The sequence below is a fragment of the Roseobacter cerffii genome (assembly GCF_054226325.1).
This window is the reverse complement of sequence record NZ_CM135757.1, coordinates 2,447,620-2,468,581: the sequence shown is the minus strand read 5'-3', so window position 1 is coordinate 2,468,581 and position 20,962 is coordinate 2,447,620. Positions and strand designations below refer to the sequence as shown.

20 protein-coding genes are annotated in these 20,962 nt (G+C 61.2%); 10 read left to right on the top strand and 10 right to left on the bottom strand.

The window, feature by feature from the left end; translation table 11 throughout:
• The first annotated feature begins 167 nt into the window (after positions 1–167).
• The 7 genes from ACVC7O_RS11945 (at position 168) to ACVC7O_RS11915 (ending at position 9,609) form a co-directional block, all read left to right on the top strand.
• Positions 168–845 (top strand): ABC transporter ATP-binding protein, encoded by a 678-nt coding sequence (locus ACVC7O_RS11945; RefSeq protein WP_458322355.1) that lies wholly within the window; start codon positions 168–170, stop codon positions 843–845.
• Positions 842–3,220, top strand: a complete 2,379-nt coding sequence (locus ACVC7O_RS11940; protein WP_458322354.1) for an FtsX-like permease family protein — start codon at positions 842–844, stop codon at positions 3,218–3,220. Before ACVC7O_RS11945 ends, ACVC7O_RS11940 begins: the two co-directional genes overlap by 4 nt.
• Positions 3,210–4,259, top strand: a complete 1,050-nt coding sequence (locus tag ACVC7O_RS11935) for a lipocalin-like domain-containing protein (RefSeq protein ID WP_458322353.1) — start codon at positions 3,210–3,212, stop codon at positions 4,257–4,259. The genes ACVC7O_RS11940 and ACVC7O_RS11935 overlap by 11 nt, the downstream gene beginning before the upstream one ends.
• 93 nt (positions 4,260–4,352) lie before the next feature.
• The gene (locus tag ACVC7O_RS11930) at positions 4,353–6,593 is read left to right on the top strand and encodes a molybdopterin cofactor-binding domain-containing protein (RefSeq protein ID WP_458322352.1); all 2,241 of its coding nucleotides are present in this window, start codon (positions 4,353–4,355) and stop codon (positions 6,591–6,593) included.
• 91 nt (positions 6,594–6,684) lie between these two features.
• The gene (locus tag ACVC7O_RS11925) at positions 6,685–7,833 is read left to right on the top strand and encodes an acyl-CoA dehydrogenase family protein (RefSeq protein WP_458322351.1); all 1,149 of its coding nucleotides are present in this window, start codon (positions 6,685–6,687) and stop codon (positions 7,831–7,833) included.
• 124 nt (positions 7,834–7,957) lie between these two features.
• A complete protein-coding gene (gene cheB / locus ACVC7O_RS11920) occupies positions 7,958–9,094 on the top strand; it encodes a chemotaxis-specific protein-glutamate methyltransferase CheB (protein ID WP_458322350.1) in 1,137 nt (378 codons plus the stop codon).
• 128 nt (positions 9,095–9,222) lie between these two features.
• Positions 9,223–9,609, top strand: coding sequence for a chemotaxis protein CheD (locus ACVC7O_RS11915; RefSeq protein WP_458322349.1), 387 nt, complete (start codon positions 9,223–9,225; stop codon positions 9,607–9,609).
• Between the two features lie 474 nt (positions 9,610–10,083).
• Here ACVC7O_RS11915 and ACVC7O_RS11910 read toward each other — a convergent pair whose 3' ends face one another.
• The 10 genes from ACVC7O_RS11910 to ACVC7O_RS11865 all read right to left on the bottom strand — a co-directional run bounded on the left by ACVC7O_RS11910 (position 10,084) and on the right by ACVC7O_RS11865 (position 17,686).
• Positions 10,084–10,458 carry a hypothetical protein gene (locus tag ACVC7O_RS11910; protein ID WP_458322348.1) on the bottom strand — a complete coding sequence of 125 codons (375 nt, stop codon included), beginning with the start codon at positions 10,456–10,458 and terminating at the stop codon, positions 10,084–10,086.
• Positions 10,459–10,845 (bottom strand): response regulator, encoded by a 387-nt coding sequence (locus ACVC7O_RS11905; protein ID WP_458322347.1) that lies wholly within the window; start codon positions 10,843–10,845, stop codon positions 10,459–10,461.
• Between the two features lie 2 nt (positions 10,846–10,847).
• Positions 10,848–11,729 carry a CheR family methyltransferase gene (locus tag ACVC7O_RS11900; RefSeq protein ID WP_458322346.1) on the bottom strand — a complete coding sequence of 294 codons (882 nt, stop codon included), beginning with the start codon at positions 11,727–11,729 and terminating at the stop codon, positions 10,848–10,850.
• Entirely contained in the window at positions 11,729–12,187 is a 459-nt protein-coding gene (locus ACVC7O_RS11895) for a chemotaxis protein CheW (protein WP_458322345.1), read from the bottom strand. Before ACVC7O_RS11895 ends, ACVC7O_RS11900 begins: the two co-directional genes overlap by 1 nt.
• Positions 12,184–14,439, bottom strand: coding sequence for a chemotaxis protein CheA (locus tag ACVC7O_RS11890; RefSeq protein WP_458322344.1), 2,256 nt, complete (start codon positions 14,437–14,439; stop codon positions 12,184–12,186). The genes ACVC7O_RS11895 and ACVC7O_RS11890 overlap by 4 nt, the downstream gene beginning before the upstream one ends.
• A gap of 10 nt (positions 14,440–14,449) precedes the next feature.
• Positions 14,450–14,815, bottom strand: coding sequence for a response regulator (locus ACVC7O_RS11885; RefSeq protein WP_263844384.1), 366 nt, complete (start codon positions 14,813–14,815; stop codon positions 14,450–14,452).
• Complete coding sequence (locus ACVC7O_RS11880) at positions 14,812–15,087, bottom strand: STAS domain-containing protein (RefSeq protein ID WP_458322343.1); 276 nt, start codon at positions 15,085–15,087, stop codon at positions 14,812–14,814. The genes ACVC7O_RS11885 and ACVC7O_RS11880 overlap by 4 nt, the downstream gene beginning before the upstream one ends.
• A gap of 229 nt (positions 15,088–15,316) precedes the next feature.
• Positions 15,317–16,399, bottom strand: coding sequence for a methyltetrahydrofolate cobalamin methyltransferase (locus ACVC7O_RS11875; RefSeq protein WP_458322342.1), 1,083 nt, complete (start codon positions 16,397–16,399; stop codon positions 15,317–15,319).
• 15 nt (positions 16,400–16,414) lie between these two features.
• Positions 16,415–17,341, bottom strand: coding sequence for a methylenetetrahydrofolate reductase (locus tag ACVC7O_RS11870; RefSeq protein WP_458322341.1), 927 nt, complete (start codon positions 17,339–17,341; stop codon positions 16,415–16,417).
• 48 nt (positions 17,342–17,389) lie between these two features.
• Positions 17,390–17,686: a virulence factor gene (locus ACVC7O_RS11865; protein ID WP_159979872.1), complete on the bottom strand. Its 297-nt coding sequence runs from the start codon at positions 17,684–17,686 to the stop codon at positions 17,390–17,392.
• Positions 17,687–17,950: 264 nt separating this feature from the next.
• On the opposite strand from ACVC7O_RS11865, the gene ACVC7O_RS11860 reads away from it, so the two are divergent.
• The 3 genes from ACVC7O_RS11860 (at position 17,951) to ACVC7O_RS11850 (ending at position 20,449) form a co-directional block, all read left to right on the top strand.
• On the top strand, positions 17,951–19,066 hold the full coding sequence (locus tag ACVC7O_RS11860; RefSeq protein ID WP_458322340.1) for a Ppx/GppA phosphatase family protein: 1,116 nt from the start codon (positions 17,951–17,953) through the stop codon (positions 19,064–19,066).
• Positions 19,066–19,788: an RlmE family RNA methyltransferase gene (locus tag ACVC7O_RS11855; protein ID WP_458322339.1), complete on the top strand. Its 723-nt coding sequence runs from the start codon at positions 19,066–19,068 to the stop codon at positions 19,786–19,788. Before ACVC7O_RS11860 ends, ACVC7O_RS11855 begins: the two co-directional genes overlap by 1 nt.
• Positions 19,789–19,876: 88 nt before the next feature.
• Entirely contained in the window at positions 19,877–20,449 is a 573-nt protein-coding gene (locus ACVC7O_RS11850) for a hypothetical protein (RefSeq protein WP_458322338.1), read from the top strand.
• Positions 20,450–20,962 lie beyond the last annotated feature (513 nt).

The following is a 20,962-nucleotide window of genomic DNA, read 5'->3' as shown; positions in this document are numbered from 1 at the left end:
CTCGCGAGCTGGTTTCAGCGTCATGCGTGACCATAGTGGATCTGTCTCAAAGGACCACGCCCTGCTTGCCACCTGTGAGCAACGCCAAAAGGCCGCAGTGCGGTTCCGGGCTTGCTGATCGTAGACTGCGCCCCATCTGGTCGTCTGACACTCCTGCAAGGTTTGCCATGGTTCTGAAGATCACCCATCTGGTCAAGCGATACGACCCCGCTGGCGACGCCGTCCTGCGGGACGTGTCGCTCGAGATGGTTGCGGGTGAGACGCTGGCGCTGGAAGGGGAATCGGGCAGTGGCAAGAGCACGCTGCTGCACCTTGTGGCCGGGCTCGACCGCGTAACGGACGGTCACATTGAGGTCGCGGGCGCCGATATCACCGGGTTTTCCGATACCCAGCTCGCACAGATGCGGCGCACCGTCGTGGGCCTGATCTTTCAACAGTTCAACCTGATCCCCAGCCTGACGGTGGCGCATAATATTGCATTTCAGGCCCGGTTGGCCGGGCGGTATGATGCGGACTGGGCGGCACATCTTGCACGGACCATCGGGCTCGAGGCGCATTTGCACGCTTATCCGGAAACGCTCTCGGGTGGCCAGCAGCAGCGGGTGGCGATTGCCCGAGCATTGGCTGCAAAGCCGCAGCTGTTGCTGGCCGATGAACCCACCGGAAATCTCGATGAGACAACGGCGGATGCTGTTTTGCAGCTGATGCTGGAGAGCGCGGCAGAGACCAAAACGGCGCTGTTGATGGTGACACACTCGCCACGACAGGCTGCGCGCATGCAACGCCGCCTGACGCTGTCGCATGGGGTCGTGCATCCACAGCCGGTGCGAGGCGCGGTCGGATGATCCGGCTCGGGCTCCTCGCGCTCTTGTCGCATTGGCGGCGCAACCCCTGGCAGCTTGCGACGCTGATCGCCGGGCTGGCACTGGCGACGGCGCTTTGGTCGGGTGTGCAGGCGATCAACGCTGAAGCGCGGGCGAGCTATGATCGTGCTGCGGACGTGGTATCGGGCAGCGGTCTCGCCCAGATCCGCCGCGCGGATGGGGCCAATATACGTACGGATGAGTATGTTGCGCTCAGGCGCATGGGGTGGCAGGTCAGCCCGGTTCTGGAGGGTGATCTACGACGTGGGGACGACAGCGTCAGGCTTGTTGGCATCGAGCCGATGACCTTGCCGCAGCAGGACGGCCCCGCAGATGCCGCGGAAAGCCCATTGCAGCTGGATGGGACCGAGAGCGGCGATGTGATCTCGGTGCATCCCGACGACGCGCCGTTTTTCGACGGGTTGGATGTCGTGGTGCGGATCGACGCAGACCGGGTGGGGGGCCGCGCCCTTGCCGATATCGCGGTGGTGCAGGATCTTCTGGAGCAGCCGGGCGAGATGTCGCGGTTGCTGGCCGACCCTGTGCAGCCGCTTGGCCTGGGCCCCTTGCCTGAGACCTACACCCTGACCCAAGCCACCAATGAGACGGACGTCGCGCGGCTGACCGAGAGTTTCCATCTCAATCTGACGGCCTTCGGGCTGCTGTCTTTCGCGGTGGGAATTTTCATCGTCTACGGTGCCGTGGGTCTGGCTTTTGAACAGCGGCGGCCTGTCTTTCGGACGCTACGGGCGCTTGGCCTGCCGCTGCGGCATCTGATGAGCCTGCTGGCGGTTGAGCTTGGGGTTTTCGCCTTGGTGGCCGGAGCTCTGGGCGTTGTGCTGGGGTATCTGATCGCCGCGGCCCTGCTGCCGGATGTGGCGGCGACCTTGCGCGGCCTCTACGGGGCCGAGATCACCGGGCAACTGCAGGTGCGCCCCGTCTGGTGGCTGTCGGGGCTTGGCATGGCACTGGCGGGGACCGCACTGGCCGGTGCTGCGGCTCTGTTCAAGCTGGCCCGGCTGCCGTTGCTGTCCTTCAACCACCCGCGCGCGATGAGCATGCACGCCAGCGCGGCGGCGCGCTGGCTGGCGCTGACCGCGCTCGGTCTCTTCGTGGCAGGCGGTGTGATCGCGCTGACGGGGCAGGGCATCTTTGCGGGCTTCGCGCTGTTGGCTTGTTTGCTCATCGGTGCGGCGTTCTGTCTGCCGATGGCGCTGTCGGCTGCGCTGCAGCTCGCGGGTCGCTGGCATCGCGGGCCGCTGGCCGAGTGGTTCTGGGCCGATAGCCGGCAACAGCTTCCGGGGCTGTCGATGGCGCTGATGGCGCTGTTGCTGGCGATGGCGGCGAACATCGGTGTCTCGACCATGGTGTCGAGCTTTCGACTGACCTTCACCGGCTATCTCGACCAGCGGCTGTCTTCGGAGCTCTACCTCACAACGCGCACGCCAGCGCAGGCGGAGGCCGTCACGGGCTATCTGGCGGAAACGGGGGCCGCAGTGCTGCCGATCATGTGGCAGGACCTGCGCATCGGCGGCTTGCCCGCCGAGATTTACGGCATCCGCGATCACGCGACTTACCGCGAGAACTGGCCGCTGTTGCAGGCGGTGCCGCAGGTCTGGGACCGGTTGGCGGCGGGCGAGGGTGCGCTGATCAACGAGCAGCTGTCGCGTCGCAATGGGTTGAGCCCCGGCGATGCGCTCGAAACCGGCGATACGGTGTTGGGTGTTTACAGCGATTATGGCAATGCAGCGGGGCAGCTGGTGATTTCAGAGGCGGCGTTCAGGGCGCGGTATCCCGAGATAGACCCCTTGCGCTTTGGCGTGCGCACGGGCGATCCGGAGGGTACGGCGGCGACGTTGCGCGACCGCTTTGGCCTGGATGATGAGGCGATGATCAATCAGGCGGATCTCAAGGCATTCTCGCTGCAGGTGTTCGAGCGGACCTTCGCAGTGACCGCGGCGCTGAATCTGCTGACGCTGTCGGTGGCGGCCCTCGCGCTGCTGATCGGTCTGCTGACACTGGCGAGCCTGCGGCTGCCGCAGCTGGCGCCGGTTTGGGCGTTGGGGCTCACGCGTCGACATCTTGCGGTGCTGGAACTGCTGCGTGCGGTGGCACTTGCGGCTGTCACGGGCCTCCTGGCGGTCCCTCTGGGGCTGGCGCTGGCCTGGGTGCTGCTCGCCATCGTGAATGTCGAGGCTTTTGGCTGGCGGTTGCCGATGTTTCTTTTCCCGGTGGATTACCTCAAGCTCGGCGGCTTGACCCTGGTGGCCGCGGTCCTCGCAGCGGCCTGGCCTGCTGTGCGCCTGTCACGGACCCCACCGGACCAGCTGTTGCGGGTGTTCAGCAATGAACGCTAGGGGTGTCCTTGCCGCAGCACTTGGGCTTTGGATCTCGGCCACCGCGGCGCTGGCTCAGAGCTTTGCAGGGCTCGGCAGCGATGCCGATGGTTTTGCTCTGCCCGAGCGGGGGTATGTTTTCGACTTTCCGGCGGATCACGGCGCGCATCCGGAGTATCGCATCGAATGGTGGTACCTGACGGCGACCCTGACCGGCACAGACGGTGTGGAGTATGGGCTGCAGTGGACCCTGTTCCGCAGCGCGTTGGAGCCGGAGGAGCGGCCCGGCTGGCGCAGCCCTCAGCTGTGGCTGGGACATGCCGCGGTCACCACACCCGACGCGCATTACGTGGCCGAACGCCGGGCGCGGGGTGGTATTGGACAGGCGGGCGTGATTGCCGACCCCTTTGAGGCCTGGATCGACGAGTGGCGGATGGCGGGAGCGGATATGCAGCAGATGCAGCTCACCGCGCGGGGCGCCGACTTTGCATATGACATGCAGCTTGAGGCGCAGGGCCCGCTGATCTTTCATGGCGAGAATGGCTATTCACAGAAGTCCGCCTCGGGGCGGGCGAGCTATTACTACTCGCAGCCCTTCTTCGAGATCAGCGGCACGCTGACGCTGCCCGGCGGCCCGGTGGAGGTGGTAGGGCAGGCGTGGCTCGACCGCGAGTGGGCGTCGCAACCGCTTGGGGCCTCGCAAGTCAGCTGGGACTGGTTCTCGATGGCGTTTGAGGATGGGAACCGGCTGATGGGCTTCACGCTGCGCGACAGTGCGGGGCCGGATTATACGGCGGCCACCTGGATCGAACCGGATGGCAGCACTACCGCCTTTCCCGATGGCGCCTTTTCGGCGGAAGCTTTGACCGAAACCGAGGTGGCGGGGCGGCAGGTGCCGACGCGCTGGCGCGCGCTGTTGCCTGAAAAGGGGGTGGACGTGACCGTCGAGGCGATGAACCCGCAGGCCTGGATGGCGACTTCGATCCCCTATTGGGAAGGTCCCGTGCGCCTGTCGGGCAGCCACGCGGGGCGCGGATATCTGGAGATGACCGGATACTGACCTGACGTTTGGTCAGTGCGGTGCTGCGGGTCTTTGCCAGCTCCTGGCCTGGGCGTAGACTGTGGGCGACGGGTCAGCAGACGGAGAGCAGCGATGAGCCCTTTGGGCAAAGTGACGCGACGGGTCTTCATGATCGGGTCAGCGGCGATCGCCGGGGGCGTTGCCTTTGGCACCTACAAGCTGCTCACACCCCATGCGAACCCGCTGGCCGACGGATTGGGCCCCGGTGAGGCGAGTTTCAACCCCTTTGTGCGCATCACGCAGGAGGGCATCACGCTCGTCGTGCCGCATGTGGATCTGGGGCAGGGGGCCGCCTCGATGCAGGCGGCGCTGATCGCGGACGAGCTGGATGTGGAGTTTGGCCAGTTCGCGCTCGCACAGGCCGCACCTGATCCGGCGTATTACAACACCGCAATGGCGGATGAGGCGGTGCCGTTCATGTCCACCGACACCGGCTTCATTGCCGAGACCGCGCGGGACGCGATGGGGGCCATGATCAAGCTGGCCGGGGTGCAGGTGACCGGTGGATCGACCTCGGTGCCGGACAGCTATGAAAAGCTGCGGATGGCCGGAGCGGTGGCACGCGAGACCTTGAAGGCCGCGGCTGCGGAGGAGACGGGGCATGATGTGGCCACTCTGCGAACCGAGCGCGGCGAGGTGATCCTGCCCGATGGCAGCCGCCGGTCCTATACGGCCCTGGCCGCGCAAGCCGCAGTGCGCGCGCCGGTGACCGATGTGGCCCTCCGCCCGCCAGAGGCGTGGCGCATGATTGGCGAGCCGATGCAGCGGCTGGATATCGTCGCGAAGTCCACCGGAGCGCAGCGCTACGGCATTGACCTCGAGATCGACGGTATGGTGCGCGCCGCCGTGCGCTGCAACCCGCGCAAGGAGGGCGTATTGCGGGCCTATGACGCCTCAGCCGCCGAGACGATGCGGGGGGTGCAGCAGATCCTGCCCGTGACCGGTGGGGTGGCGGTGGTGGCTGAGAACACCTGGTATGCGTTTCAGGCGCTGGAGGCGATCGACTATGATTGGGGCCCGGCGCCCTATCCGGCGGAGCAGGACGCGCATTGGGCAGCACTTGAGGCGGCCTTCACGCAAGAGGCAATGGATCGGGTCTGGCGGGACGATGGCGACACCGAGGGCGCCTTGGCTGAACGGGTGGATGTCGCAGCGGAGTACCGCGCGCCTTACGTGGCGCACCAACCGTTGGAACCGCTGAGCGCCGTTGTGCGCGTGACAGATGACCGCGCTGATGTCTGGGTGTCACACCAGATGATCCGCTTTGTGCAGCAACGCGTGGCCGAGCGCACCGGGCTGACCACGGCGCAGGTCTTCGTGCACAACCAGGTGGCGGGTGGCAGTTTTGGTCACCGGCTTGAGTTCGACATCATCGACCGGACGACCGAGATCGCGATGCAACTCAAAGGGACGCCCGTGAAGCTGATTTTCAGCCGTGAAGAGGATTTCGCGCAGGACTATCCGCGCCAGATCGGCATGGCACGGGCGCGGGGGCGGGTGGAGCAGGGTCAGGTGCGGGCCCTTGATCTGAAGATCGCCACGCCGTCTGCGGTGCGCAGCCAGATGGGCCGGGTTGGTATGCCGGTGCCGGGCCCGGACCCGCAGATCGCGGCGGGCGCGTGGAATCTGCCCTATGCGATCCCGGATTTCCGTGTGTCTGCCTATGCGGCGCAGGAACTTGCGCCGACAAGCTCCTGGCGCTCGGTCGGGGCCTCGACCGCCGGGTTTTTTGCCGAAGTGGCGCTTGACGAGGTGATCCATGCCGCTGGTGCTGATCCGATGCAGGAACGGCTGCGGCTGGCCAATGATCCGGTTGCGCGCACTGTCCTCGAAACGGTGGCGGAGATGTCCGACTGGGGCAGCGCGCTCGGCACAAGCCAGGGGCGGGGTGTTGCCTTCGTCAATTCCTTCGGCGTGCCTGTGGCCGAGGTGATCGAGGTGACGCAAACTCCGGACGGTCTGCGGATCGACCGCGTCTATGTCGTCGCGGATGTGGGCCGGGTGATCGACCCGGTGAATTTCGAGAACCAGGTCCAGGGCGGGGTGATCTGGGCGTTGGGGCATGCGATCAACTCCGAGATCACCTATGCGGACGGGCAGGCGGAGCAGTCAAACTATTATGATGCCGAGGGCATGCGGTTCTCCCAAACCCCCGAGATCACCGTGCAGGCGTTGGAAACGCAGGCGAAGATTCGTGGGATCGGCGAGCCGCCAGTGCCCCCGGCAGCACCTGCGCTCGCCAATGCGATCTTTGCCGCAACCGGCCAGCGCCTGCGTGAGATGCCGTTCAACCGGCACATGGATTTTGTCTGAGACAAAACCGCAACTGGCACAGCATTTGGGATTAGTGCTATCCCAGCGTCATCGTGCCGCGCTGTGCCGACGCAGAAAGAGGGGGGATGACATGGATTTTGCCGCAACCGAGGAACAATCGGCCATTTTCGACATGGCCCATGCCTTTGGGCAGGAGCACATCGCCCCCTTTGCGCAGGCGTGGGAAGAGCAGGGCACGATCCCCAAGGAGCTCTGGCCGAAGGTGGCGGAGCTCGGGCTCGCAGGGATTTACGTTTCGGAAGAGTACGGCGGCTCGGGGCTAAGCCGTCTCGATGCCACGCTGGTGTTCGAGGCGCTCTCGATGGCCTGCCCGTCCGTGGCGTCCTTCCTGTCGATCCACAACATGTGCGGCGGGATGATCGACAAGTTCGGCTCGGCGGAGAGTAGGGACAAATGGCTGCCACGGATTTGCACCATGGAAACGGTGTTTTCCTATTGCCTGACCGAACCCGGCTCGGGCTCGGATGCCGCCGCGCTCAGAACCCGGGCGGCGCGCAGCAACGCGGGCTACGTGCTCAGCGGCACCAAGGCGTTCATCTCGGGGGGCAGCTATTCCGATGCCTACCTGACGATGGTGCGCACCGGTGAGGACGGGCCCAAGGGCATTTCGGCGATCATCGTCGAAGCAGGCAGCGCGGGGCTGTCTTACGGTGGCCTGGAAAAGAAGATGGGCTGGCGCGCGCAGCCCACGGCACAGGTGCAGTTCGACGATTGCGCGGTGCCTGGTGAGAACCTCATCGGAGAGGAAGGGCGTGGGTTTTCCTATGCTATGGCCGGTCTCGATGGTGGGCGCTTGAACATCGCAGCTTCCGCTCTTGGCGGGGCGCAAGCGGCACTTGACGCGGCGCTGAGCTATGCGGGCGAGCGCAAGGCGTTCGGGAAGCCGATCGACCAGTTCCAGTCGCTGCAGTTCAAGCTGGCGGACATGGAAGTGAAACTGCAGGCGGCGCGCGTTTTCCTGCGCCAGGCCGCCTGGAAGCTTGACGCGGGCGCAGCCGATGCAACGAAGTTTTGCGCGATGGCGAAGGTGTTTGTCACGGACGTGGCCTTCGACGTGGCGAATGAGGCGCTGCAGATCCACGGCGGCTATGGCTATCTGGCGGATTATGGCGTCGAGAAGATCGTGCGGGACTTGCGGGTGCACCAGATCCTGGAAGGCACGAACGAAATCATGCGCTTGATTGTGTCACGGCAGATGCTCGCTGATCGCGCAGCCTGATCGCACAGGCGGTTCTAAAACGCACGAGCATTAAGCCTCGCTTCATAACTCTTTGCCATATCTTTTGCGGCGACCACGGCGATGGGCATCGCGGGCCGCGACATGAACGGCACAGGATCTTGATGTGACAGCACCTTACAGCACGGATGTGCGCTCCTCCGCGGGGGCGGCAAAACGCGTACTCATTGTTGATGATTCCCGCGCGATGCGCGCCTGGCTCCGCGCGGTTCTGTCCTCCGACCCCCGTCTCGAGGTCGTCGGGGAGGCCGCAGATGCCATTCAAGCCCGAGATTACATCAAGGCGCATCCGGTGGATGCTCTGACATTGGATATCGAGATGCCGGGCATGAGCGGCCTGGACTTTCTCACGCGGCTCATGCGGGCACGTCCGATGCCGGTGGTCATGATGTCGAGTCTGACGGCAGCCGGCAGCGAAGCCGCCATCCAGGCCCTGTCACGCGGCGCGATTGATTGCATGGTGAAGCCGACCTCGGCCTATGGCGAAGAATTGACCCAGGATATCTGCGAACGGGTCTATCACGCGGCCTGCACGCGGCCGTCCCAATTGCAGATGTGGTTGCAGTCCAAGAGCAGCACGCAACCCGCCCCTGCGCCGGTTGCGCCACCATCGCAGCCGCGCGCCGCCTATCGGCGCGGTGCCCTTATCCTGATCGGCGCATCGACCGGCGGCGTGGCGGCTTTGGAGACCGTTTTGCCGATGCTTGATCCGCATGGACCGCCGGTTGTGATCGTCCAGCACATGCCGGGCAACTTCCTGGCCAGCTTCTCCGAGCGGCTCAACCGTCAGTTGCCGCAGAATGTCTATCTCGCGAATGAGGATCGGGCTTTGGAGAGCGGGGACATTGTCCTCGCGCCAGGAAACGATCAGCACACGAAGCTCAGAAACCGTGGCGGAAGCTGGTATTGCCGCTTCGTGCCGAACGATCCCCCTGCGCTGCATTGCCCGTCGGTTGATGTGATGTTCGCATCTGCGACAACCCACGCGCGGCACATCTCCGCAGCTCTTCTGACCGGTTTGGGCCGCGATGGCGCGGATGGATTGTTAAAGCTCGCCCAGGCGGGGGCAACGACCTTTGGTCAGGATGAGGCGACCTGCGTGGTCTATGGCATGCCGAAGGCAGCTAAGGCCATGGGGGCCGTGCAAACAGAGGTTTCGCTCGAGGACATCGGCCCCGCCATCCGCGAGAGCCGTATCAGCCAAAGCCGCGATGAAGGCTGCCGGGTTGCGCAAACGCAATGACGGAAACACGCGTACACATTACACAGGGCGAACAAGCGGTTGGCTCTGATCCTGACATGGTGATCACGACCCTCTTGGGATCTTGTGTTTCCTGCTGTCTATGGGATCCCGATGCAGGTGTCGGCGGCATGAACCACATGCTGTTGACAAGTTCAACGGCAGATGACGGCGCATCGCAGCTTATCGGCATCAACGCGATGGAACTCCTGATCAATGATATTCTGAAAGAGGGCGGTGATCGCCGGAATTTGCGCGCCAAGGCTTTCGGGGGCGCGCGCATGGTTGCGGGGCTCAGTGAGATTGGCCAACAGAACAGTACATTTATCCTAAATTTCCTCGAAAAAGAGGGCATCACCTGCGAAAGCCACTCTTTGGGTGGAGAAACCGCGCGGCATCTGATGTTCTGGCCTGCATCAGGGCGAGTCATGCAAAAGATGCGCAAGGATGCTCCGACCGAAACAGTATCACAGGTGCGTGCTCCGACGTGCGCTGGCAACGGTCTCGAACTGTTCTAGCACTTGCCAGTTGCTGCATAGGACCCGGTAAACTGGGGTCAGCAGCCGATCGGGAGGTCGAAGACAGCGGCCAGCCGGACGTTAGTCCCAAAGCCCTTGATAGTTATCAGTTGCTAAAAGGGTTTGTATTGGTCCGGTAAGGTTTGATCTGACGCAGGCCGGCGCCGAAAGGAACAAGTCGAGTACCATGACACACAGTTTTCTGGTTCCACCCCCTCAGTACTCTTTTGCCCAATGACAAAAAAGATGATACTAAGAGTACTGCATCATAGCGGCGCCAAATCAGCAACTCGATATCAAATGAAGAGGCGCGGCCTGATCCAGGCCAGAAGGCAATAGTTATTCGATGTAATTGCACACCGAGTGTAGTGGCCTCAAGAACAATAATCGATTCTGGAAAACTACGGTTAGTGCCCTGAGAGCATTGCCTACTTCTGCTAACCCTAGGGTTGGCCGTTCATTGCTGACCAACGCTTAAAACAGGTCTAAGTCGTCGGCTTCATGCATTTTCTTGCCAAAGTCGCTGTGGCTTTCACCGATTAAAACAGCTTTGGTCGCATTAAGCTTTAGCTTTTGAGAGAGCTTGTCGACCTCCGACGCGCTCAAAGATGTATTGCCTGATTCCGCGATCAGCAATGTCATCATTGCTAGATCCTCAAGCGATTGACGTAAGAAATCCAGTGTCTGAAGATTGGTGATCGTCTCTGGAGCGGCGGATGTGCTGTTCTCGACAGCCTTTCCAATTGTCTCTTCAAGATCGAATACCTGCGCCGCCAGCTTATCGAGATAGGCCGAGAGCCGAAGGGTCAGTGTCGATATCCGTTCATTCGACTCATGAGCAGCCGCCATTTACAGTCGGCCTACGACCGCTTCGATGCAGTTCCGTAGATCGGCCTGCTCGAAAGGTTTCTTGAGATAGTTATTCATCCCAAGCTTCTTGCCGTGATCGATGATCTGCTGTTCGGCACGACCGGTAATTAAGATGAAGCCGACGCCCTTCGTCTTTGGACCGCTGCGCAATTGATGAAGAAGGTTGAGCCCGTCCATTTCGGGCATATTGTAGTCGGAGATAACAAGGTGAACTGGATGCGTTGCTAGAGCTTTGAGAGCATCAACCCCGTTTTCTGCGGTCGATACATTCCGAATTCCGAAGGCATCCAAGGCCTGCGTAATGAGCCCGCGGCTGGTCGACATGTCATCCACAACCATAATTCTGATTTGGTCTCGCAGCGACATATTCAGGAATCCTTTGACTGAGTTGAGTTTGGTGTCATTGCGGACACAGGCCGATAGGTCGTGGGGCCGTCTGTTTTGAAGCCGACGGTTTCGGGGTCGCCAATCCGCTCCGAATGACCAAGAAACAGGTAGCCATCAGGTTTGAGTATCTTTCGGAAACGTGGCCAAAGGCGGTTTTGCGTCTCGAGATCGAAGTAGATGACGACATTTCTGCAAAAGATGATGTCCATCTCCTGTCTCATCGGCCATTCTGCAAGAAGATTTAGCTCTTTGAAGGTGATCATTTCACGGAGTTTTTGATTGGCCGAGAAGATGGTCTCCCCGCCTTCAAAGTCCTTTGTGAAGTATTGGTTCAGCTTGGCTTCTGGAACACCAGACGTAAGGCGTTCAGGGTATCGTGCCTCGCTCGCGAACCTCACCACTTTTGCGTCGATATCTGTCGCGAGAATTCGAACGTCCAGATCATGGGTGTCTTGTGCAAGGTCCAATATGGTCATTGCGATCGAGAATGCCTCTTGACCGTTCGAGCATCCGGCTGACCAGATGCGTGTTTTTTGACCGGAACGAAGTCTAGGCAAAAGATCTTGCCGCAGGTGTTTGCTCAGGACATCAAAGTGGTGCTTCTCGCGAAAGAAGTGAGACACGTTGGTGGTCAGAGCCGAGATCATATGACGCCGTTCGCTGCGACCGTCGTCAGAACAGACAAAAGCGCTGTAATTGTCAAAATCGGGGATGTTCAGGGCACGAAGCCGATGACGCAGCCGGGACTGTATCATCGAAGTCTTTTCGGCCGCCAATTGCAAACCGCTTTCGCGGTATGCGAGTTGCGCAATGGCTGCAAAGCTCTCGGCAGTTATGCCGCTATTACCGAGTTGGTTAGACATTATGCGGCATTACTCTGAACCGACGTCACAATCGAGCTGAGATCAAGTACTCGGATCATCCGCTCGTCAATCAGCGTCAGTGAGCTCACGACGTTTGGTGTGCTGTTGGCCTGCATTTCAGGAGGCGGCTGGAGGTCTTCGTCGGTCAGCGCGATAATATCTGAAACGGCATCGACAAGCAGGCCGGTCATGACATCGTCATGGTTGACGACGATAATCACGTTTCGATCTGTTTGTTTTTGCGGTTTCAAGCCCAAGCGCTCCGAGAGATCCATCACAGGCAGCACGGTGCCGCGAAGGTTGATGACCCCTTTCATGTAGCTAGGGGCATGCGGCAAAGGCGTTGTTTTGGTCCAGCCTCGGATTTCGCGCACCGACATGATGTCCAGAGAATACTCTTGATCTGCGAGTTGAAAGGTCAGCAATTCGATCGCAGTTGGCGTTTCTTTTTCACTCATGCCGTCAATCCTGTAGTTGCTTGTGGCGCGCCGGCCCCGCTGGAGCCGATTGCATTTGTGATGATGTCAGATGTGTCTAGGATCAGGGCAATTTGACCGTCACCCAGTATCGTGGCTGCAGCAATGCCAGGAGCGCGGTAGAAGCTATCATCAAGGCCCTTAATCACAACTTGTCTCTGGTCCTGAATGCTGTCGATAATCAGCGCAGCTCGGCTTCCGTCCTCATGTGCAATTAGCAACACGACTGAGCCGTCGTAATCTTCTACTGCGTCCCGATAACCAAGTTCTCTGCCGAGATCGAACAGTGGGACAAAGCCGCTGCGGACGCGCACGACGTGGGCCCCTGGACGCACCATTTCAACGTCTTGATTGGTCAACGTAAGCGTTTCAATCACCACGTTCAGAGGCAAGACAAGCGTTTCATCGGCAACTTGCACGACCATGCCGTCTAGAACGGCAAGTGTGAGCGGTAGGGAGATAGAAAAGGTCGTGCCTTCGCCTGGCGTGGACGAAATGGAGATCCGCCCGCCCAGGGCTTGGATGGATGTGCGCACAACGTCCATTCCGACGCCGCGGCCAGACAGGTCCGAAACCACGGATGCGGTCGAAAACCCCGGTAAAAACAAAAGATTGTCGATTTCGGTGTCGGATAGCGTAGCATCCGGAGAGATAAGACCTTTGTCGATAGCGATCTGAAGGACTTTCGGCCTGTTGATCCCGCCGCCATCGTCTGACACTTCAATCACGACGCGACCTGACCGATGCGCCGCTGTCAAGTTGACGCGACCTTGTTCGGGCTTCCCGGCGGCGATGCGGTCTTCCGAGTCCTCAAGGCCATGATCAACCGCATTTCGGATCATATGCGTGAGTGGATCCGCAAGCCTTTCAATGACCGTTTTGTCTACTTCTGTGCCTTCGCCTTCAGTATGAAGCCGGACGTCTTTGTTCACTGCGGCGGACGCTTCTCGGACGATCCGAGACATACGCTGGAACAATGATTTAACCGGTTGCGCCCGGATCATCATGACGCTGTCTTGAATATCGCGCGTGAGCCGCTGGAACTCTTCGAGACCGTTCATCGCGTCGGAGTGCGGGGACAGGCCAGACCGTTCGAGACTCTGCGACAGCATCGCCTGGTTGATGACCAGCTCACCAACCAGATTGACCAATCGTTCAATGCGATCAAGGTCCACGCGCACGACTGATTTCGCTGCGGCAGGTGCTGCTTGCTTCGCCGAATTCGGCTGCGGCTTTGCCGGCGGCGTCGAAGCCGGTTCTGATTTCGCGTCCTGACCGATCTCTTCTGTCTTGGGATCTGGCGTGTCGACTGAAGGTTCAGGAGATGCCTCTGAGGTTTTGGTCTCTTCGACCGGCTCCGGCGAGACTTCGGTGTCTACCTGCGTTTCCGATACAGGGGGCTCGATCACGTCACCGGACACCTTTTTTTTAATGTCGAGCATGCAAAGCCCTTCCACGAATTCAAACGCAGCTGCGATTTCAGCCTCTTCAACCTCTGTCTCAATTTCGATGGTCCAGGCAAGATATGAGGTTTCGGCGGCAAGATCTTCGAGAGTGGGCAGATCGTCCAGATGACAGGTGACTGTACACGACCCCAACTCGTCGAGAGTCCGCAGCATGTGAAAGGGCTCATTGCCGGTCTCGAAGAGATCATTCTCCGGTTTGAAGTGAACGATGAAGCCCGTCTGTGCGGCAACTGGCAGCGCCTCGAGCGGCGGTAGGTCGGGCAGGCCGCCGTCGTCATCATCACTGCCAAAGTCGAGGTCGAGCGAGAGTGTCGCGGGCTGGAAGTCGATCTCTTCCTCCTCCGCGGAGCCATCTTCCTCTTCGATCCCTGCCTCGCCAAGCAAGCCGTTCAGCGATGCGAGCAACGCCGCAGTTTCCTCGTCGGGCAAATCGCCGTCGTCGCGGCTGATGCGGACCAGATCGGAAAGGTGGTCGGCGCATTGGAAGAAGATCTTTCGTGCCTCTGCGTCAGGCGACATACGACCGGCGCGGACTTCGTCGAGAACGGTTTCGAAGCGATGTGCGAAGCGAACAAGGGCTTCGAGCCCAAATGCGCCAGCCCCGCCCTTGATGGAGTGAACAGCCCGGAAAACGATGTTGATCGTTTCAGGGTCTTCATCGCCGTCGTCGAGCGCTTGCAGGCCGTCTTGCAGTGCTTCCAGAAGTTCCTCGCATTCGATGAAAAACGACGCGCGGATCTCTGCCATTGGATCATTGGAATCAGACATGAGACCCCCCTTACCCGGCGACCATCTGGAGCGCTTTGATCAGCTTGGTCGGATCGAAGGGTTTGACAATCCAGCCGGTTGCACCCGCATCGCGGGCGCGGGCCTTGAGCTCGGGAGCCGCTTCGGTAGTCAGCACCAGAATAGGGGTGGCGCGGTGCTTGTCCTGGCCACGCACCGCGTCGATAAAGCCGAAGCCGTCCATGCGGGGCATGTTGATGTCGGTGATGATGGCGTCGGGCTCGATGCCTTCGAGCACCTCGATGCCGTGAACACCGTCATCGGCGGTGTGCACGTTGAAGCCTGCAGGCAGAAGGGCGAGGCGGATCATATCACGCATCGTGCGGCTGTCGTCGACGGCAAGGATTTCAAGGCTCATGTGCGCCCCCGTGCAATTGTTTCGGGGCACATGCCCATCACGCGCAGTTGGTCCGTCACACGGTCGGTTGCGTTGATCACCGAAACCGACCGTCCGGCCGCGACGGCGCTGCTTGCGGCCGCCAGCATCACCTGCAGGCACAGCGCACCGAGGTGTTTGACCTCGGACAAATCCATGATGAGATCGCCTTCACTCTGCTCTTTCAACTGCGTCTTGAGCGCAGAGGCGGCGGGCAGATCAAGGCGGGGGGCGAGGACGATGGGTTCACTCATTGCGCTGGTCTCCGACTATAGGAATTTTGCGGGTGCATCGCTCTCTCCACGTCAACTGATCTCTCGAATGGAGGCGTTGTAGAGCGCAGGACGTTAAGACGGAGTTACCCGGAAAAAAACTTTTCGGGCGGGCCTCTCCGCGGCTGTTTTTTAGTCTGCCTAAGGCCGTGTCGCCACGAAAAAACCCGGCCGAGTGGGCCGGGTTGAAATTATGTGGATGCCGGTGATGTCAGGCGCGGCGCCGCCGCCCGCCCGTGCGCCCTGAGCGCCCGCGGCCTTCCTGGCCGGGCTTTGGGGCTTCCTTGTTGAACGCGATCCAGGCGCCACCATGGGGGTCGTTGTCGGTGAGGAAGTTGGCGGCTCGAATCGCTTCCATTTCCTTGCCCGGGCGCGGTTTGGTCGAGCCAAGCCCGGTCAGCTGACAGAAGAGCTCCGGGTCCATGTCGTCGGGCACCATGACACCAGCGGCGGCCAACTCGGCGCGCTTGGCCTCGATCTTAGCCGCGGAGACGGGCAGGGCGACCGGGTTCATGATCGCGGAGGTCATGCCCGCGCCCATGGCCATCGGCAGGAACGCGTTGTTGATGCCATGCCGGTTGGGCAGACCAAAGGAGATGTTCGAGGCGCCGCAGGTGGTGTTCACTCCCAGCTCCTCGCGCAGGCGGCGCACGAGGGTGAAGACCTGGTTGCCTGCGGTCGCCATGGCGCCGATGGGCATGACGAGGGGATCGACCACGATGTCATGGGCAGGGATACCGAAATCGGCCGCGCGCTCGACAATCTTCTTGGCGACGGCAAAGCGAACATCCGGGTCCTCGGAGATCCCGGTGTCATCGTTGGAGATCGCCACGACGGGTACATTATACTTTTTTACGAGCGGTAGCACGATCTCGAGCCGCTCTTCCTCGCCGGTGACGGAGTTCAAGAGCGGACGGCCTTCGCAGGCTTCAAGACCGGATTCCAGCGCACCCGGCACGGAGCTGTCGATGCAGAGCGGCACGTCGACGATGGCCTGCACGCGCTCCACCAGCTCTTTCATAAGCGGCGGCTCGACGAAGTTGTTGTCGGCATAGCGGGTGTCTTCGGCCATCTTGTTGGTGAAGACGGCGCCCGAGTTCACATCAAGCACCGTCGCACCGGCAGCCACCTGTGCAATCGCATCCGCCTCGACCGTCGAGAAATCCCCTGCTTCCAGCTCCAACGCCAGTTTCTTGCGGCCGGTGGGGTTGATCCGCTCGCCAATCACGCAGAAGGGTTGGTCAAAACCGATGATCGCGGTCTTGGTCTTGGATTCGACAATTGTCCGGGTCATTCAGATGTCCTTGGATCAGGCGTTTGCAGGGGCAGTGGCCGCGCCACCGTTGTCGATGGCCCAGGTGGCGTTGGTCTTGATGCCGCCCAATGGGAAGAAGTGCACATTGGTGATGTTGAAGTCGGGATTGGCCGCCTTGTGTGCGGCCAGCGTTGTGACCACATCCGCGGGCTCATACGGCAGCAGCAGTTTGGTCACATCCATCGCGCGCTTCTGCAGCACCTTGAGCGACGGGCCAACACCGCAGGCGATGGCGAATTTGATCAAGGTCTGCAGCTTGGCAGGCCCCGCGATGCCGATATGCACGGGCAGGGTGATGCCTTGGGCCGCGAGATCATCCGCCCAGGCGATGATCGGCTTTGCGTCAAAGGCGAATTGGGTCGCGATGGCCATCTGCGCGTCTGTCCGGCTCTGGAAGTCGTTTTTCCACTTCAGCGCGGCGGTCACGTTGGTCATGGAGCCATCGGCGTCGATATCGCGGTTGCCCTCGGGGTGCCCAGCCACGTGCAGCCGCTCGAACCCCGCCTCATCGAAGAGCCCGGTTTCCATCAGCTGCATGGAGCTGTCGAAGTCCCCATGCGGGGTGGCAACGCCACCGGCGAGCAACAGCGCTTGCTTGACGTCCGCCTCCCCCTGATAGCGCGCGATCCAGTCGCCCAGCGTCGCCTTGTCCTTGATGATGCGCGCGGGGAAATGCGGCATGACGGGATAGCCGTCCGCGTTCAGCCGCTTGGCGGTGGCCACCATATCCTCGATGGGCGTGCCTTCAATATGCGCGATGTAGACGCGGGTGCCCTCGGGCAGCAGATCGCGGAAATTCTCGATCTTCTCTGCGGTGCGCGGCATCACCTCGATGGAATAGTCTTGCAAAAATGCCTCGACCTGCGGGTTCACCGGTGTCGCGGCGGGGGCGTCTTTCTTCTTGAAGTTCAGCAGAGCCATCAGACGGTCCTTTCGGGTCAGAAGCGGGTCGAGAAACCGGGGCAGGGGTCAGGCCCAGCCGTCGTTGTTGATCAGCGCCTTGATCCGCTCGCGGTCATACTCCGCGTCAAGGCGCGCGGCTTGCGCATCGGCAATGGCCTCGGGATCGCCATCGACCGCAAACGGATCGGCCTTGCGCCACTCCGCCAGATAAGCATCGGTATCCTCCGCGCCAACCTTCATCGCCGCGCGGTCAATCGCCTGCTCAAAGCGTTCAGGGAGCTGTCGCTTCGAGCCACGCCGCCCTTTGCCCACAATCACCTGGGCCGGAATATCGCGCCAATAAACAATCGTAACGTCAGGCATCGGCTGATTCCCCTTGATCTCTTCGCGCCTGTCTATCGGCTGCCGCGCCATTTTCGAGGCCGGATTTCGACAGAACACGCGTTGTCCGCGACGCGACGGGTGTATCGCACCTGCGCACATTTCACGAGAGCATTGCGCCGCCAAAATCCTCATGAAGACTGTGAGGCGTTCTGCAACGCCACCATGTCGTGAGACACAGCGGCGCTTGCGCCACTGACCGTCTGGCACTACTCTGGTCTCAACTCGAAATGAAAGGCGCGTAAGATGGCGCCACAGCGTCCCAAAGGTGCGGGCGCGCTCGAAAAAAAGACGGCTCTGAGCCCCGCGCCAGTTCCGCCCCGATACGGTGAGCTTTATGCCGCACTTGATCTGGGCACAAACAGCTGCCGCATGCTGATCGCCCAACCGAAGGGCAATGGGTTTCATGTGGTTGACAGCTTCTCCAAGTCCGTGCAACTGGGCGCGGGGCTGGAGAAAACCGGGCGGTTGTCGCGCGGATCTATGACGCGTACCATCCAGGCTCTGCGCATCTGCCAGCAGAAACTGCGGCGCAACAAGGTGCGCCGGATGCGGCTGGTCGCCACAGAGGCCTGCCGCCGCGCGCTCAACGCGCAGGATTTTCTGCGCCGAGTGCACCGCGAGACGGGGTTGCGGCTCGACATCATCAAACCGCAGGAAGAGGCGCAATTGGCGGTGATCTCCTGCGCGCCACTGGTGAGCCGCAACACCGAGAACCTGCTGGTCGTCGACATTGGCGGGGGTTCGACCGAGCTTGTCTGGATTGACCTCACGGATGTGCCGCGCAAGGACCGGCCGCAATCGATCATGCGGCTGCACAACGGGTTCAAGCAGGTCATGACGGACCTGCCGCAAGCGCGGGTCGTTGACTGGATTTCGGTGCCTCTGGGGGTGGCCACGCTGCGGGACCAGTTCAACGACGTGGAAGACGATGCCGCAAGATTTGCGCTGATGAGCTGGTTCTTCGAGGAAAATCTTGCGGATTTCACCCCGTACCATGACACGCAGCCGCATGAGAAGTTCCAGATCGTCGGAACCTCCGGCACGGTGACCACGGTCGCCGCAAGTCATCTTGGGCTCAAGCGCTATGACAGGACGAAAGTCGACGGGTTGCACATGACCTCGGACCAGATTGACCGGGTGATCCGCTCCTATCTTGCCCTGGGCCCGGCAGGTCGGCGGGCGGACCCGCGCATTGGGCAGGATCGTCAGGCGCTGATCATGTCGGGCTCCGCGATTCTACAGGCACTCATGCGTTGCTGGCCGACAGATCGGCTGTCGGTTGCCGATCGCGGTTTGCGGGAAGGGCTGTTATACGCGCAGATGAACGCGGATGGCGTGTTGGAAGACGGAGAGTTCTGATGGCGAAGCCTCCCAGTGGAAAGAACACCTCCGGACGCGGGCAACGCGAGCTAAAGGTCAAGGTCAAATCCGCCCGCGGGCGTAAGCTGAGCTCGACCCGCTGGCTGCAGCGCCAGTTGAACGACCCTTACGTGAAGCGTGCGAAAGCCGAAGGCTATCGCGGGCGCGCGGCCTTCAAGATCATGGAGCTTGACGACAAGTACCGCTTCCTTGTGCCTGGCGCGCGGGTGGTCGATCTGGGCGCGGCGCCGGGTGGCTGGTGCCAGGTCGCCGTCAAACGCGTCAATGCGCTTGGCGAGAAGTCCGGCAAGGCGGTTGGGACGATCCTCGGCATTGACCTGCAGGAGATGGAGCCCATCGCGGGCTGCGAATTGCATCAGCTGGATTTCATGGAAGATGACGCTGATCAGAAGGTGAAGGAGTGGCTCGGCGGCAAGGCCGATGTGGTGATGTCGGATATGGCGGCAAGCAGTTCCGGCCACAAGCAGACCGACCATCTGCGGATCATCGCGCTCTGCGAAGCGGCGGCCTATTTCGCGTTCGACGTGCTGGACGAGGGGGGAACCTTCGTCGCAAAGGTTCTTGCGGGCGGCGCGGAAGGCGAATTGCAGAAGCTGCTGAAGCAGCGATTCTCCAAGGTGGCGAACATCAAACCACCGGCTTCGCGGTCCGACAGTTCGGAAAAATTCGTTGTAGCGACAGGGTTTCGAGGGCTGCACTGACCGCTTTACCCTCCGTTAAAGAAGTTCAGCATAGCGTGAGCGCAGACCTGCGCCGATTGGGCGCACCCACGCTGAAAAGGACTTATCCATGCTCCGCAAAATCGTTCTCTCCCTGCCCATGCTCGTGGCGGCCAGCATCGCTGGTGCCGTGGACGCGCCACCCGCCATGAAGGCCTTCGTTGAAAGCGACGTGATGTCTTGGGCGCAAAGCGCTCAGGTTGTTGACGCCATCCGTGCCCAGAACGCCGAAACGGCTGGCGCGACAGCTGATCAGATCAACGCGTGGGACGGCCAGTGGCGTGCCGAGGTCGGGCAAGCGGATCAGCCGCTGATCGGGGAGGTCATGGGCCGCCCACTGTCCGGGTTTCTGGCCGAGCAGGTCGCGGCGTCTGGTGGGCGCATCACCGAGATTTTCGTCATGGACGCGCTTGGCCTCAACGTGGCAGCCAGCGACGTGACCTCTGACTATTGGCAGGGTGACGAGGACAAGTACTCCAAGACATACAGCGTTGGCCCGGATGCGGTGTTCGTTGATGAGGTTGAATTCGACGAGAGCTCGCAGACCTATCAGGGTCAGGTTTCCGTATCGCTGACCGACCCCGACACCGGCGCTGTCATCGGCGCGATGACCATTGGCCTGAACGCCGAGGCGTTCTTCTGATCAGAGGTGCGGGCGCGTCCCTGGATGGGCCTGCAATGACCGGGCTGCTGCCCGTTGAAGCTGGATCGCTTCGTTCGCACTCAAACGTTGATGGCTCGCCTGATCAAGGCGGGCCATCGTGCTTTCCGCACTCACTTCCTGCCGGATGAGCTCAAAAAGGCGTGCATGGCGTGGTGTGGTGGCGTCTGGCGAGTGGGGCATTGTCGTGCGTGTCCTGATGCTGCTGACACGCTCCTGATCATTCGACTTTGACACACAAATGGCGGAATTGCGGTGTTTGCAGGCCTTTGCGGCCAAGCCGGTGGGCAAACAGAGGTCAACTCAGAGAACCAAAAGCTGCACGCCCGCCCGTTTCTGCAACCGCCGAATGCAAATTTCGGCCACGCGGCTTTTCGGACCCAGGAAGTCATTTCGCGAATAACATCTGCTGCGCTATGGTGCCCGAAATCATATAGGACGTCGGACAACAGGACCCGCGTCTCGCATGGGGGTGCGAACCATAGAAAAAACTCT

Bases quoted from the DNA above. Each gene is read 5' to 3' on its own strand.
- ACVC7O_RS11945 (WP_458322355.1), top strand. From the start codon at position 168: ATGGTTCTGAAGATCACCCATCTGGTCAAGCGATACGACCCCGCTGGC.
- ACVC7O_RS11940 (WP_458322354.1), top strand. From the start codon at position 842: ATGATCCGGCTCGGGCTCCTCGCGCTCTTGTCGCATTGGCGGCGCAAC.
- ACVC7O_RS11935 (WP_458322353.1), top strand. From the start codon at position 3,210: ATGAACGCTAGGGGTGTCCTTGCCGCAGCACTTGGGCTTTGGATCTCG.
- ACVC7O_RS11930 (WP_458322352.1), top strand. From the start codon at position 4,353: ATGAGCCCTTTGGGCAAAGTGACGCGACGGGTCTTCATGATCGGGTCA.
- ACVC7O_RS11925 (WP_458322351.1), top strand. From the start codon at position 6,685: ATGGATTTTGCCGCAACCGAGGAACAATCGGCCATTTTCGACATGGCC.
- ACVC7O_RS11915 (WP_458322349.1), top strand. From the start codon at position 9,223: ATGAACCACATGCTGTTGACAAGTTCAACGGCAGATGACGGCGCATCG.
- ACVC7O_RS11910 (WP_458322348.1), bottom strand. From the start codon at position 10,458: ATGGCGGCTGCTCATGAGTCGAATGAACGGATATCGACACTGACCCTT.
- ACVC7O_RS11905 (WP_458322347.1), bottom strand. From the start codon at position 10,845: ATGTCGCTGCGAGACCAAATCAGAATTATGGTTGTGGATGACATGTCG.
- ACVC7O_RS11900 (WP_458322346.1), bottom strand. From the start codon at position 11,729: ATGTCTAACCAACTCGGTAATAGCGGCATAACTGCCGAGAGCTTTGCA.
- ACVC7O_RS11895 (WP_458322345.1), bottom strand. From the start codon at position 12,187: ATGAGTGAAAAAGAAACGCCAACTGCGATCGAATTGCTGACCTTTCAA.
- ACVC7O_RS11890 (WP_458322344.1), bottom strand. From the start codon at position 14,439: ATGTCTGATTCCAATGATCCAATGGCAGAGATCCGCGCGTCGTTTTTC.
- ACVC7O_RS11885 (WP_263844384.1), bottom strand. From the start codon at position 14,815: ATGAGCCTTGAAATCCTTGCCGTCGACGACAGCCGCACGATGCGTGAT.
- ACVC7O_RS11880 (WP_458322343.1), bottom strand. From the start codon at position 15,087: ATGAGTGAACCCATCGTCCTCGCCCCCCGCCTTGATCTGCCCGCCGCC.
- ACVC7O_RS11875 (WP_458322342.1), bottom strand. From the start codon at position 16,399: ATGACCCGGACAATTGTCGAATCCAAGACCAAGACCGCGATCATCGGT.
- ACVC7O_RS11870 (WP_458322341.1), bottom strand. From the start codon at position 17,341: ATGGCTCTGCTGAACTTCAAGAAGAAAGACGCCCCCGCCGCGACACCG.
- ACVC7O_RS11865 (WP_159979872.1), bottom strand. From the start codon at position 17,686: ATGCCTGACGTTACGATTGTTTATTGGCGCGATATTCCGGCCCAGGTG.
- ACVC7O_RS11860 (WP_458322340.1), top strand. From the start codon at position 17,951: ATGGCGCCACAGCGTCCCAAAGGTGCGGGCGCGCTCGAAAAAAAGACG.
- ACVC7O_RS11855 (WP_458322339.1), top strand. From the start codon at position 19,066: ATGGCGAAGCCTCCCAGTGGAAAGAACACCTCCGGACGCGGGCAACGC.
- ACVC7O_RS11850 (WP_458322338.1), top strand. From the start codon at position 19,877: ATGCTCCGCAAAATCGTTCTCTCCCTGCCCATGCTCGTGGCGGCCAGC.